The organism is Phocaeicola sp. HCN-6420 (genome assembly GCF_037890145.1).
Classification (GTDB): domain Bacteria; phylum Bacteroidota; class Bacteroidia; order Bacteroidales; family Bacteroidaceae; genus Phocaeicola.
The window spans coordinates 64,082-77,621 of the sequence record NZ_JBBKBJ010000007.1; the positions used below are offsets into that span (position 1 = coordinate 64,082).

Annotated in this window: 11 protein-coding genes; 6 read left to right on the forward strand and 5 right to left on the reverse strand. The window is 44.8% G+C overall.

Annotated features, from left to right (window positions below; all coding sequences use genetic code 11):
• The first annotated feature begins 207 nt into the window (after positions 1–207).
• The 5 genes from WKT12_RS06155 to WKT12_RS06175 all read left to right on the forward strand — a co-directional run bounded on the left by WKT12_RS06155 (position 208) and on the right by WKT12_RS06175 (position 6,423).
• Positions 208–969 (forward strand): ParA family protein, encoded by a 762-nt coding sequence (locus WKT12_RS06155; RefSeq protein WP_340319145.1) that lies wholly within the window; start codon positions 208–210, stop codon positions 967–969.
• 31 nt (positions 970–1,000) lie between these two features.
• A complete protein-coding gene (locus tag WKT12_RS06160; RefSeq protein WP_340319146.1) occupies positions 1,001–1,900 on the forward strand; it encodes a ParB/RepB/Spo0J family partition protein in 900 nt (299 codons plus the stop codon).
• A 13-nt stretch (positions 1,901–1,913) separates the two neighbouring features.
• On the forward strand, positions 1,914–2,708 hold the full coding sequence (locus WKT12_RS06165; protein WP_340319147.1) for a DUF5683 domain-containing protein: 795 nt from the start codon (positions 1,914–1,916) through the stop codon (positions 2,706–2,708).
• Positions 2,709–2,711: 3 nt separating this feature from the next.
• Entirely contained in the window at positions 2,712–3,971 is a 1,260-nt protein-coding gene (locus tag WKT12_RS06170) for a lytic transglycosylase domain-containing protein (protein WP_340319148.1), read from the forward strand.
• A gap of 178 nt (positions 3,972–4,149) precedes the next feature.
• Entirely contained in the window at positions 4,150–6,423 is a 2,274-nt protein-coding gene (locus WKT12_RS06175) for a RelA/SpoT family protein (RefSeq protein ID WP_340319149.1), read from the forward strand.
• A 259-nt stretch (positions 6,424–6,682) separates the two neighbouring features.
• Here WKT12_RS06175 and WKT12_RS06180 read toward each other — a convergent pair whose 3' ends face one another.
• Together WKT12_RS06180 and WKT12_RS06185 are read right to left on the reverse strand one after the other, a co-directional pair.
• The gene (locus tag WKT12_RS06180; RefSeq protein WP_340319150.1) at positions 6,683–7,030 is read right to left on the reverse strand and encodes a MerR family transcriptional regulator; all 348 of its coding nucleotides are present in this window, start codon (positions 7,028–7,030) and stop codon (positions 6,683–6,685) included.
• A gap of 25 nt (positions 7,031–7,055) precedes the next feature.
• Positions 7,056–8,024, reverse strand: a complete 969-nt coding sequence (locus tag WKT12_RS06185) for a M23 family metallopeptidase (RefSeq protein WP_340319151.1) — start codon at positions 8,022–8,024, stop codon at positions 7,056–7,058.
• 134 nt (positions 8,025–8,158) lie between these two features.
• On the opposite strand from WKT12_RS06185, the gene alaS reads away from it, so the two are divergent.
• A complete protein-coding gene (gene alaS, locus WKT12_RS06190; RefSeq protein ID WP_340319152.1) occupies positions 8,159–10,777 on the forward strand; it encodes an alanine--tRNA ligase in 2,619 nt (872 codons plus the stop codon).
• A 322-nt stretch (positions 10,778–11,099) separates the two neighbouring features.
• Here the strand turns inward: alaS and WKT12_RS06195 are convergent, their stop codons facing one another.
• The 3 genes from WKT12_RS06195 to meaB form a co-directional block, all read right to left on the reverse strand.
• Complete coding sequence (locus WKT12_RS06195; protein ID WP_340319153.1) at positions 11,100–11,384, reverse strand: winged helix-turn-helix domain-containing protein; 285 nt, start codon at positions 11,382–11,384, stop codon at positions 11,100–11,102.
• Positions 11,374–11,994, reverse strand: a complete 621-nt coding sequence (locus WKT12_RS06200) for a hypothetical protein (protein ID WP_021971221.1) — start codon at positions 11,992–11,994, stop codon at positions 11,374–11,376. Before WKT12_RS06200 ends, WKT12_RS06195 begins: the two co-directional genes overlap by 11 nt.
• A gap of 428 nt (positions 11,995–12,422) precedes the next feature.
• A complete protein-coding gene (gene meaB / locus WKT12_RS06205; protein WP_021971222.1) occupies positions 12,423–13,517 on the reverse strand; it encodes a methylmalonyl Co-A mutase-associated GTPase MeaB in 1,095 nt (364 codons plus the stop codon).
• Between the last annotated feature and the right edge of the window lie 23 nt (positions 13,518–13,540).

Here is a 13,540-nt window from a genome sequence, read left to right on the forward strand (position 1 = left end):
TTCACTATTAATAATTGCCCGTAAAGTTACAACAAATATTAATCTTCTCAAACCACGGCACATAATTACACAGAATTACGTATCTTTGCCTCGCCGAAGTTATTAACAAAAGCCGTGAGTTATCAACATTTTCAAGAAATGCAGACATTTGCTGATACATACTTTCGACGATTATTTGTTACTTCGCAATCAGATAAACTGATTAATATGGGAAAAATTATTGCTTTAGCCAACCAAAAAGGTGGCGTGGGTAAGACTACGACAACCATTAACCTGGCTGCATCATTAGCCACTCTCGAGAAGAAAGTGCTGGTAGTCGACGCTGATCCGCAGGCAAATGCTTCATCCGGTCTGGGGGTTGATTTAAAGGACATTGACTGTTCTATTTACGAATGCCTTATCAATCAGACAGATATCAGGGAAGCTATTTATACAACCGATATTGACGGATTAGACATTATTCCTTCTCACATCGACCTGGTGGGAGCAGAAATTGAAATGCTGAACCTGGAAAACCGTGAGAAGATTATGAAAAAGGCCCTGGAGCCGATGAAAAGTGAATACGATTATATCCTGATAGACTGTTCGCCGTCGTTGGGACTGATTACCATCAACGCCCTGACTGCAGCCGATTCAGTCATCATTCCGGTACAATGTGAATACTTTGCACTGGAAGGTATCAGCAAGCTGCTGAACACCATCAAGATAATCAAGACAAAACTGAACCCTTCGCTGGAAATAGAAGGTTTCCTGCTTACGATGTTCGACTCACGTCTGCGTCTGGCCAACCAGATATACGACGAAGTTAAACGTCACTTTCAGGAACTGGTATTCAAAACCATTATCCAGCGAAACGTCAAGCTGAGTGAAGCCCCCAGTCACGGAATACCTGCCATCTTGTACGATGCAGACTCTACGGGCGCCAAGAATCACCTGGCTCTGGCTAATGAAATTATAAACAAGAACTAAGAAGCATTTAAAGCTGAAAGAATAAACGAATATGGCCGTACAGAAAAAATTTGCACTGGGCAGAGGGCTCGACGCACTGATTTCTACGAACGACGAGGTAAAGACTTCAGGATCCTCTTCCATCAACGAAGTGGAACTGAGCAAAATATCCGTCAATCCTAACCAGCCGCGAAGAGAGTTTGATCCGATTGCCCTGCAAGAACTTGCCGACTCAATTGCTGAAATCGGTATTATACAACCTATTACCTTACGCAAGCTGAACGAGGACTCATATCAGATTATAGCGGGAGAACGACGTTATCGTGCCTCCATTCTGGCAGGACTGACTACAATCCCTGCTTATATCCGTACTGCCGACGATGAGAATGTCATGGAAATGGCGCTGATAGAGAATATCCAGCGCGAAGACTTGAACTCGCTGGAGATCGCACTTGCCTATCAGCATCTTATCGAACAATACGAACTGACTCAGGAACGTCTGAGCGAACGGGTAGGAAAAAAGCGTACTACCATCGCCAACTACCTGCGACTGCTTAAACTTCCTGCTCAGATACAGGTTGCACTGAAGAATAAAGAAATAGACATGGGGCATGCACGTGCCTTGCTTGCACTGGATGACCCGAAAACACAGATACGTATTTTCAACGAAATAATTGCCCAAGGATATTCCGTACGCAAGGTAGAAGAGATCGTAAAGGCATTGTCTACGGGTGAAAGCGTAGAATCGGGAGGTAAGAAAATAGCTCCCAAAGGTGCCAAACTGTCCGAAGAATATACGATGTTGCAAAATCATCTGTGCTCTTTCTTCGGCACCAAAGTGCAGCTTTCGTGCAGCAACAAAGGAAAAGGTAAAATCAGTATCCCCTTCAATAACGAAGCCGATCTGGAAAGAATCATGGAGATACTGGACTCATTGAAACCCAAAGAATAAAAAAGAACAAGTCTTGAGACAACGACCGTTTACATACTTATTATATATCGTACTGCTTTTCTGCCTGATATGGGGAGGAAGCACGGAAGGATATGCACAACGTGCACTCAAGCACCGGAAAGGCATACTGACTGCCGACTCGATACGTGCACAAAACGTAGCCGACAGCCTTGCCTTACTCGATACGCTGAATATACACCAGCAGCGCATCGAAGAACTGGAAGCTCCGGTGGATACTGCCATGCTCATGCGGCAGAGTGACTCTTTACAAAGCCAGAAACCTCAAGTCGTCAAGGAAAAGAAGAAGTGGCTTCCTATACCGAACAACTCTATCTGGCTGTCGCTTGCCATACCCGGTGCAGGTCAGATATACAACCGGAAATATTGGAAACTGCCTATCGTCTACGGAGGATTCGTGGGATGTACCTATGCACTGACGTGGAACAGCAAGATGTACAAGGATTACACACAGGCATATCAGGACATCATGAGCGACAATCCGAATAACGATAGTTATATGGACTTCCTGCCAGCCGGATATACCAAGGAAGATGTACAAAACAGGCTGGATTATTACCAGGAACTGTTCCGCAAACGAAAGGATGTCTTCCGTCGCCAGCGAGATTTAAGTATAATCTCTTTTATCGCAGTATATCTGTTGTCGGTCATCGACGCGTATGTAGATGCCGAACTGTCGAACTTCGATATATCGAATGATTTGGGGATGACACTGGAACCTACAATATTTAACGATGCATACCGCAAGCTGCCGCAAGGAGTAGGCTTGCAATGCAGTATTAGATTTTAAAATATGAAGAAACTATGTATTGGCATACTTGCCTTCCTTAGCTTTTCAAGCCTCTTTGCCCAGAAAACGGAACAGAGCATTGTTGTTCGCTCAAGCTCCGGAGTAGAAGAGGCTATCGACTTGCCCGAAGGTATGCTTTCCGAAACAGACAGTCTGTATCTGGACTGGATTTCGAAAAACTATATCAATTTGGGAGAAAACTGTACCGCAACTTCCGCTAATCCGGAAGTCAGTGATTCTATTTATATCGACCGGTTGCAACGTATTCCGGCTATTATCGAAATGCCGTACAACGAAGTGGTACGAAAATTTATCGACATGTATGCTACCCGCTTACGTCAGAAGGTTGCATTCATGCTGAGTGCCAACAATTTTTATATGCCTATATTCGAAGAAGCACTCGATTTGTACGACCTTCCGCTGGAGCTGAAGTATCTTCCTGTCATCGAATCGGCCCTGAATCCGATGGCAACTTCCCGTCAGGGAGCTGTGGGTTTATGGCAGTTTATGCTGGCAACGGGTAAAATCTACGGTCTGCAAGTTACCAGCCTGATAGACGAACGCCGCGACCCGATCAAGTCGACTCGCGCTGCCGCACGCTATCTGAAGGATTTATACGACATTTATCACGACTGGAATCTGGTGCTCGCTGCCTACAATTGCGGTCCGGGTACAATAAACAAAGCCATCCGTCGTGCTGGTGGAGAAAAAGATTTCTGGAAACTGTACAATTATCTTCCAAAAGAAACCAGAGGATACGTACCGGCATTTATTGCTGCAAACTATATCATGACTTATTACTGTGAGCACAATATCAGCCCATTGGAGATGAAAATGCCGGAAGGAACTGATACCATTCACGTATCGCGTCCGCTGAATCTTCAGCAGATTGCCGCAGTATGCAACTCGAATATCGATGAACTCCGTGCGCTGAATCCGGAATTCAAAAAGGATATCATTCCGGGAAACGAAAAGCCTTACGCCTTACGACTCTCCAACAAAATGATGAGTTGCTTCATCGATAATGAAGATAGTATCTACAATTACAAACCGGAAGTCTACCAAACCCGACGCAGTAAGGTAGAAGTTGCGGAAGTCAAATCTTCATCCAAATCGGGAAAAGCAGTATATCACAGAATCAGAAACGGTGAAACACTGGGTGGTATCGCAGCCAAATACGGAGTAAGCGTAGCACAGTTACGCCGGCTGAACGGAATCAAAGGCAGCAACATCCGCGCCGGAAGATCATTGCGCATCCGATAAACCTCATTTTTACACCTATATCTTATAAAAGACTCTCGGCAGACTTTACCTGTTTGCCGAGAGTCTTTTTGGTTTTCCACCTCTTCTTTCCTTACAATCCGACAAGAAAAAACTTGAATCTACTTGTAAAATTCTTTATTTTCTTTATTTTTGCAATATAGATTAAGGGAGTAACACAATGACGGATGAAAAACTTACACAAGAGCAAGCTGATGAAAAGCAGATAAACGATGCCTTTCAAGAACTGTTAGATCGATACCTGGAAAGCAAGCACCGCAAAAAAGTAGAAATAATTACCAAAGCGTTCAATTTTGCCAAGCAAGCACATAAAGGGGTACGACGTCGCTCGGGCGAACCTTATATACTGCATCCTATTGCCGTAGCACGCATTGCGTGCGTAGAAATCGGTCTGGGATCGACATCTATCTGCTCGGCTTTACTGCACGACGTGGTAGAAGATACGGACTATACGGTAGAAGATATAGAAAATCTGTTCGGCCCGAAAATTGCACAAATCGTTGACGGACTGACTAAAATCTCAGGAGGTATCTTTGGCGATCGCGCTTCTGCACAGGCAGAAAACTTCAAGAAGCTCTTGCTTACGATGAACGATGATATCCGGGTCATCCTGATAAAAATAGCCGACCGCCTGCATAATATGCGTACTCTCGGCTCCATGCTACCCAGCAAGCAGTACAAGATTGCGGGAGAAACTCTTTACATCTATGCCCCTCTGGCCAATCGTTTGGGCTTGAACCGTATCAAGACCGAGCTGGAAGATCTGAGTTTCAAATACGAGCATCCGGAAACTTACAAGGAAATACAAGATAAGTTGCAGGCTACTCAGGCTGAACGTGAAAGCGTTTTCACCGAGTTTACAGCTCCTATCCGTGCACAATTGGATAAAATGGGGATTCCTTATCGCATCCTGGCACGTGTAAAATCGCCTTATTCCATCTGGAACAAGATGCAGACCAAGCATATCACGTTCGAAGAGATTTATGATATTCTTGCCGTACGTATCATCTTTACTCCACGAAATGAGGAAGAAGAACTGAATGATTGCTTCGATATCTATGTGGCTATCTCGAAAATATACAAACCGCACCCCGACCGTCTGCGCGACTGGGTAAGTCATCCGAAAGCCAACGGCTATCAGGCACTGCACGTCACACTGATGAGCAACAAGGGACAATGGATTGAAGTACAGATAAGAAGCGAACGTATGAACGATGTCGCCGAACAAGGATTTGCTGCTCACTGGAAATATAAGGAAGGCGGTGGCAGCGAAGATGAAGGTGAGCTGAGCAAATGGCTGAAAACCATCAAGGAAATTCTGGACGATCCGCAGCCGGATGCGCTCGACTTCCTCGATACCATCAAACTGAACTTGTTTGCATCCGAGATATTTGTCTTCACACCGAAAGGAGAAATCAAGACCATGCCGCAAAACTGTACAGCACTCGATTTCGCCTTTTCTATCCATACATTCCTGGGAAGCCATTGTATCGGAGCAAAAGTCAACCATAAACTGGTTCCGCTGAGCCACAAGCTGCAAAGCGGAGATCAGGTGGAAATTCTTACATCCAAGTCGCAAAAGGTACAGCCTTCGTGGATTAATTTTGCTACTACTGCCAAGGCCAAAGCTAAAATCCAAGCCATTCTGAAGCGTGAGAAGAGAGAAATGCAGCAGAAAGGTGAAGATATGCTTACCGACTTCTTCCATCAGGAGAACCTGCCGACGAACGATGAAAATATCAAAAAGCTCTGCACGCTGCATCACGTAAAGAATTATGAAGAACTGACTCTCAACATAGGTCAGGGAGTTTTCACGCTGGGCGAAGCCGACAAAAACGAACTGAAGGAAAAGCCATCGCCAACCAACTGGAAGAAATATATCAGCTTTGCATTTGGAGGGAACAATAAGAACAAACAGGAAGAGAAGCAGACAGAGCAACCTGCCCTGAACATCGACAAGAAGAAGATCATCAAGCTCACTCCCGATGCTATTCAAAAGAACTATATTCTTGCCGATTGCTGTAAACCAATCCCGGGCGATGATGTTCTTGGCTACATTGACGACAATAACCGTATCGTCATTCACAAACGCCAGTGTCCGATAGCTGCACAACTAAAGACCAGCTTCGGCAACCGGTTGCTCGCTGTGGAATGGGAAACGGGCAAGGCATTGAACTTCCCTGTCAACGTGTATATTAAAGGTATCGACGGTATCGGAGTGCTGAACCATGTGACTCAAATCATTTCACAACAACTCAATGTGAACATCCACAAGTTGAATATAGAATCGAACGACGGTATTTTCGAGGGACGTATACAACTTTATGTACACGATGTAGACGATGTAAACACCATCTGTACCAATCTGAAAAAAATAGAACAGATAAAGAAAGTCACTCGTATCGAAAATTTTGAAGATACCATAGCCGACTAAAGAATATACAACATCGACAATTGGGTATAATCGACTGAAACAGCTAAAACCAGCATACAAAAAAATGGCATATAAAAGAGAAATCTGACTTTCCTTTTATATGCCATTTTTAGCAATACACATTCGTTTGTATCAATCGGGAATAAGATTTCATTCAGATTCAGCCGGATAAGGTTTAAGCCAACAATAGCGAAAGGATTATTTGCAACTTACAGACAATATCCATCTTACAAACAAAAGCAACTCATACCGGCAGTTGTCAGGTAAGATAATCCAGCTCTTTCCGCATACTGAGCAAGTCCTCTCTGATACGACGCAAACGGTCAATAATCTCAGCCGTATCGCGAATACTTTCCTTATTCTGCTTCAAGCGCTGCTTGGCTCCAGCAAGCGTCATTTTCTTTTCTTTTACAAGGTGATATACCAGCCGAATATTTTCAATATCCTCTTTCGTATACTGACGGATATTTCCTCCTGCCTTCTTGGGAGCAATCATAGGAAACTCTTTTTCCCAGTAGCGCAAAAGCGATTCGTTGACATCAAACATTTCCGCAACCTCACGAATGGAATAATATAATTTCAGTTCCTTATCAGTCTTCAAAGCCATAATTCCGTTTTTTTCATCTGCAACATTAATCGAATACCTTACCGTGGTTGGCAGCAATCTGAATCATCTTATCATAATCATCCGCATCCAAATCCATGAAATAATAGTTCACCGGATTCATAATCTGCCCTTTCAGATGTACCTCGTAGTGCAAATGCGGTCCGGTACTCTTTCCCGTACTTCCCACTTTCCCAATCGTTTCGCCACGCACCACCTTCTGTCCCACCTTCACATCTATCTTGCTCAGGTGAGCATAACGGGTTACATAGCCAAAACCATGATTTATCACGATACAGTTGCCATACAATCCTTCCCAGCCAGCCTTCTGCACCGTACCGTTTCCCGTGGCATACACCGGCGTACCTACGTTTGCCGAAAAGTCCATGCCCGCATGAAACTTCACCGTTTTATAAATAGGGTCGATACGATTTCCATATCCCGATGCCGTCTGCTTCAAATCTTTATTGGCAACCGGCTGAATGGCAGGAATACACGCCAGCATATCATCCTGTTTCTTACACAAGTCTACCACCTCATCAAATGATTTCGACTGCATATATATCTGGCGTGAAAGCAAGTCCATCTTCTGAGTAGTATTCACAACCAACTTTGCATTCGCCATATCCATCAGGTCTTCGTAACGGTTCGTCTTGCCGTAACTGGCAGAGCGCAAGGCATCCGCTACGGGATCTGCCTGCATAATCACCCGATAAAGGTTATCATCGCGCTGCTGAAGCTGCTGCATTACGCCCAATGCCTCGTCCAGACGAGTTGACAAAATATGATATTGTGAAAGCAAACGCGAATTTTCCACACGAAGATCCTTTTCCGAAGGAGAACCAAAAATAAGCAACAAGATGATAAAGCACCCTGCCCCCAGTCCCATGCCCACAAACAAACGCCGCAGATAACTCATCGCCCGCTGGCGCATAGTGGGATAAATACGGTCGTATGTACGCGTTTTCGGATTATAAATATAATAGACTTTACGCATTCAAATCTTGTTTTGAAAAAATTTAAGACGCAACACATCAAGTTTTTGCATCAAACATACGGACAAAAATAATAAAACCGATTATCTTTGCAAATCAATTTTGAGAATATTAACTACAAGACATTATAAGCATTATGTTGACAGCAAACGAAATCCGCGACTCATTTGTAAAATTCTTTGAGTCGAAAGGACATCAGATCGTGCCTTCAGCACCGATGGTCATCAAAGACGACCCGACATTGATGTTCACCAATGCAGGTATGAACCAGTTTAAAGATATTATCCTGGGCAATCATCCTGCGAAATACAAACGTGTAACCGACTCACAGAAGTGCTTGCGTGTGAGTGGAAAACATAACGACCTGGAAGAAGTAGGTCACGATACATACCATCATACCATGTTCGAAATGCTGGGTAACTGGTCTTTCGGCGACTACTTCAAGAAAGAAGTTATCGGATGGGCATACGAATATCTGGTAAAGGTATTGAAACTCGATCCGAAAGATTTGTATGTAACCGTATTCGAAGGAAGCCCTGAGGAAGGACTTGCCCGCGACGATGAAGCTGCCGGATACTGGGCTCAGTATTTCCCCGAAGATCATATCATCAACGGCAACAAGCATGATAACTTCTGGGAAATGGGTGATACAGGTCCTTGCGGCCCGTGTTCTGAAATCCACATCGACTCGCGTTCGGCAGAAGAAAAGGCTGCTGTTCCGGGACGTGAACTGGTTAACAAAGATCATCCGCAAGTTATCGAAATCTGGAACCTGGTGTTCATGCAGTACAACCGCAAGGCTGACGGAACACTGGAACCACTTCCTGCAAAAGTAATCGATACCGGTATGGGATTCGAACGTCTGGTACGTACCTTGCAGGGCAAGACATCCAACTACGATACCGATGTTTTCCAGCCTATCATCAAGGCTATCGGCGATTTGTCGGGCAAGAAGTACGGTGAAGACGAAAAAGTAGACGTAGCTATGCGTGTGGTAGCCGACCACATCCGTACCATCGCCTTCTCTATCACCGACGGACAGCTGCCGTCGAATGCAAAGGCTGGTTACGTAATCCGCCGAATCCTGCGTCGTGCCGTTCGCTACGCTTATACATTCCTGGGACAGAAGCAGGCCTTCATGTACAAGCTGGTTCCGGTACTGATCGAGAATATGGGCGGTGCTTATCCTGAACTGAAAGCACAACAGGCCTTGATTGAGAAAGTAATGAAGGAAGAAGAAGAATCATTCCTCCGCACACTGGAAACTGGTATCCGCCTGCTCGACAAGACAATGGCTGAAGCCAAAGCTGCCGGCAAGACTGAAATCAGCGGTGTAGACGCATTTACACTGTACGATACATTCGGATTCCCGTTCGACCTGACCGAACTGATTTTGCGTGAAAACGGTCTGACAGCCGATGTGAAAGGCTTCGAAGCTGAAATGCAGAAGCAGAAACAGCGTGCACGTAACGCTGCTGCCGTAGAAACAGGCGACTGGGTTACACTGAAGGAAGGCGAAACAAACTTCGTAGGTTACGACTATACCGAATACGAAACCAGCATTCTACGTTACCGTCAGATTAAGCAAAAGAACCAGACTCTCTACCAGATTGTGCTGAGCGACACTCCGTTCTATGCAGAAAGTGGTGGTCAGGTAGGTGATACCGGCGTACTGGTAAGCGAATTCGAAACCATCGACATCATCGATACCAAGAAAGAAAACAATCTTCCTATCCACATTGCTAAGAAACTTCCGGAACACCTGGATGCTCCGATGATGGCATGTGTAGATACCGACAAGCGTGCAGCTTGTGCAGCCAACCACTCTTGTACACACTTGCTGGACGAAGCATTGCGTCAGGTACTGGGAACTCACGTAGAGCAGAAAGGTTCTTTGGTTACTCCTGATTCATTGCGTTTCGACTTCTCTCACTTCCAGAAAGTAACTCCGGAACAGCTTCGCGAGGTAGAACATCTGGTAAATGCCAAGATCCGCGAAGATATTCCTTTGACAGAATACCGTAACCTGCCTATCGAAAAGGCAAAAGAACTGGGCGCGATTGCCTTGTTCGGCGAAAAGTACGGCGATGAAGTACGTGTCGTACAGTTCGGTTCGTCTATCGAATTCTGTGGTGGTACTCACGTATCGGCAACCGGAAAGATTGGTATGGTGAAGATTCTTTCTGAAAGCTCTGTAGCTGCCGGTGTACGCCGTATAGAAGCTGTTACAGGTGCCAAGGTAGAAGAAATGTTCGATACCGTACAAGATACATTCAACGACCTGAAAGCGTTGTTCAACAACGCTCCCGATCTGAAAGCTGCTATCTCGAAATACATCGAAGAAAATGCCGGCTTGAAGAAACAGGTAGAAGAATTCATGAAAGAAAAAGAAGCTACTGTAAAGAACAAGCTGATTGAAAGTGCAAAAGAAATCAACGGTGTGAAAGTCATCAAGAGCGTACTCCCGATGCCTGCCGATGCCGTAAAGAACATTGCCTTCCAGTTGAAGGGACAGTTCCCCGAAAACCTGTTCGTTGTAATCGGTAGCGTATTCGAAAACAAGCCGTTGCTTACCGTAACCATGAGCGACGATCAGGTTAAGGCCGGACTGAATGCCGGACAACTGGTTCGCGAAGCTGCCAAACTGATTCAGGGTGGCGGTGGCGGTCAGCCTCACTTTGCAACTGCCGGTGGTAAGAATCCTGACGGACTTAGTGCAGCTGTCGACAAGATTGTCAGCCTGGCTGGTTTCTAATAGCAGGTTACCGAAATAAATAGAAAAAGGTTCTATCATTTCCCACAATGGAGTGATAGAACCTTTTTTATTACAGATCAGGACGAGTTGGCTTATCAATCAATTATCGCAATTTGGCAAGAATTTTTAATCTCCCCATAAAATAATGCTACACAACCAATTATCCATAAGTTTCAACGATATAGTTCCTCCATAAGAACAATCCCGACAAGCAAGTATTTATATAGGCTTATCGGACACTGATATAAACCAACAGTTCCTCTTTCTTGAATTTGAATTCCGACCTCTTCTTTACCTTTTTCCGTCACGTACTTCTCTTATCCTATAATTCCAGATAAGTCTTCAGTGCCTTCACATACGCTTCCATCGCCTTTCTTCCCGTTTCTGTCATCTGGCACGATGTACGAGTCTTTTTCCCTACAAACTCTTTCTCTACCTGAATATATCCCGCCTTGCTCAGCTTGTCAAGTTGTACACTGAGATTGCCGGCAGTAGATTCAGTCTTCTCTTTCAAGTACACAAAGTCAGCCTCATCTACCGAGAGCAGGATAGACATAATTGCCAGACGTAATTGCGAGTGTATCAACGGATCCAATTCAGCAAGCATAAGCAGCGGCTTTTTTATTCAACAAATGTCCCGGTATCACCATCATCAGCAAGAAAGAAAAACCGAAATAAAGATTCCATTCCGGAGCCACACTTCCACCGTTGGTCAGTATCATCAACATATAGACAGCAACCACAAAGGCGACAAGAGGTGAATATACCAAGGCCGGAACACGAACAATAAGACCGGTAATGGAAGTGCCTATACCCGCATACAACAAGCACAGCGGGAGCATCAGGCCAAAATGGCACGAACCAATCACCAGCCCTATCAGTATCATGACCCCAACAGTCAGTCCGAACAACGATCCTACGATGCACCAGGTATGAGTTATCATCTTATCCATGTGTGTTACTACAGAAGGTTTCTTACGGACCTGAAGTATTTTCATGACGATGCCGGGAACAAACATCAAAAACCACAAGACATTCCACAGCGGCTTGCCTGTGAGATGTACGGCTGCATATATCCCTACCGAAAGTACCACCGCGGCATATCCGTATACCAGAAAAACATTACCACTACCCCGTTCCAGATTTTCCTTCGTCACCTGAATCATCTGGGAAATCAATTCCAGACTTTCTTTTTCTGTAAACTTCTTTTCTTCCATACTCCTTACAATTTTTAAAAAGATAAAACAGTTTATTTTATAAACCACAATTACAAAAAAAATAGAAATCCGCGCGTTTATTTCCATTCTTTTTGTTTCGCAAATATAAAGTAGTTTATTTTATAAACCAAATAATTCTTTGTTTTTTTCTAAGAAAAGCGATTTTCCCTGCGAAAGGCGGTCCGATAACAGCCCATGTATCGAGTGTTTTCAACCAAACATGCGCAAAAAAGAACTCTCTTCGGAGGCCTTTTCCATAACCTCTGAAAAGAGTTCCTATCTTGTTTCATTATTCTTTGTCGGTTGATTGCATCTTTCACGAAAAACGTCTCGATGTTTTTTTATTTTTTGTACAAAAACTTTAGAAATTTGTACAAAAAATAACCGCAACCTGCCGACAAACCTTTCAGCCTGTCTGCAGGACGAAACTAAATATTCCGGAAATAAGTATCGAGTAGCTTCTTTGCAGCCGAAAACGAAGTCGCCTTTCCCTGCAACACATCCTGCTCCTGAGCAGCAAGCATCGAAGCAATAGCCGGATTGTTGTAGAAACTGTCGCGCAGATGCTCGTTGATAGTTTCATACATCCAGTATTTTGCCTGTTCGTTGCGGCGGTAATCGAAGTATCCGTTCTTCTTCACAAAATCGATGTAACTGTACACCATGTCCCAGATTTCTTTGATACCGATGCCATAGAAACCGGAATACGTGAGCACTTGCGGCGTCCATCCCGATTCCGGAGCCGGAAACAGATGCAACGCATTGCGGAAATGAGCCGCTGCCAGCTTTGCCTTTTCAATGTTGTTGCCGTCGGCTTTGTTGATAACAATACCGTCCGCCATTTCCATAATTCCACGCTTGATACCCTGCAGTTCATCGCCTGTTCCGGCAAGCTGTATCAGCAGGAAAAAGTCCACCATCGAATGGACAGCCGTTTCACTCTGCCCTACTCCCACTGTTTCGACAAAGATCTTATCGAAACCTGCCGCTTCACACAAGATAATCGTTTCACGGGTCTTGCGTGCCACGCCGCCCAGCGAACCTGCCGACGGGCTGGGACGAATGAAGGAATCGGGATGAACGGAGAGTTTTTCCATACGGGTCTTATCACCCAGAATACTGCCTTTCGAACGTTCACTGCTGGGGTCGATAGCCAGCACAGCAAGCTTGCCACCACGTTCCAGCACATGCAGACCGAACACATCAATCGACGTACTTTTTCCGGCACCCGGAACACCACTGATACCTATGCGGATAGAATTGCCCGAATAAGGCAAACACTTTTCAATCACCTCCTGCGCCACCGCCTGATGCTCGGGCTTCACGCTTTCTACCAGCGTAACCGCCTGACTCAGTACAGTCACGTCACCTTTCACGATACCTTCCACGTATTCGCCTACGGTAAACTGACGGCGTTTGGGCTTCTTCCTTAATTTCAAATAAGGATTAATACTGGCGGGTTGTTCGATACCCTTGTTAACAGTCAATCCCTTATATTCTTCGCTGTTCTCAGGGTGTTCCATAGTTTTAGTATTTTAAGTTGATA

Bases quoted from the DNA above. Each gene is read 5' to 3' on its own strand.
- WKT12_RS06155 (WP_340319145.1), top strand. From the start codon at position 208: ATGGGAAAAATTATTGCTTTAGCCAACCAAAAAGGTGGCGTGGGTAAG.
- WKT12_RS06160 (WP_340319146.1), top strand. From the start codon at position 1,001: ATGGCCGTACAGAAAAAATTTGCACTGGGCAGAGGGCTCGACGCACTG.
- WKT12_RS06170 (WP_340319148.1), top strand. From the start codon at position 2,712: ATGAAGAAACTATGTATTGGCATACTTGCCTTCCTTAGCTTTTCAAGC.
- WKT12_RS06175 (WP_340319149.1), top strand. From the start codon at position 4,150: ATGACGGATGAAAAACTTACACAAGAGCAAGCTGATGAAAAGCAGATA.
- WKT12_RS06180 (WP_340319150.1), bottom strand. From the start codon at position 7,030: ATGGCTTTGAAGACTGATAAGGAACTGAAATTATATTATTCCATTCGT.
- WKT12_RS06185 (WP_340319151.1), bottom strand. From the start codon at position 8,024: ATGCGTAAAGTCTATTATATTTATAATCCGAAAACGCGTACATACGAC.
- alaS (WP_340319152.1), top strand. From the start codon at position 8,159: ATGTTGACAGCAAACGAAATCCGCGACTCATTTGTAAAATTCTTTGAG.
- WKT12_RS06195 (WP_340319153.1), bottom strand. From the start codon at position 11,384: ATGCTTGCTGAATTGGATCCGTTGATACACTCGCAATTACGTCTGGCA.
- WKT12_RS06200 (WP_021971221.1), bottom strand. From the start codon at position 11,994: ATGGAAGAAAAGAAGTTTACAGAAAAAGAAAGTCTGGAATTGATTTCC.
- meaB (WP_021971222.1), bottom strand. From the start codon at position 13,517: ATGGAACACCCTGAGAACAGCGAAGAATATAAGGGATTGACTGTTAAC.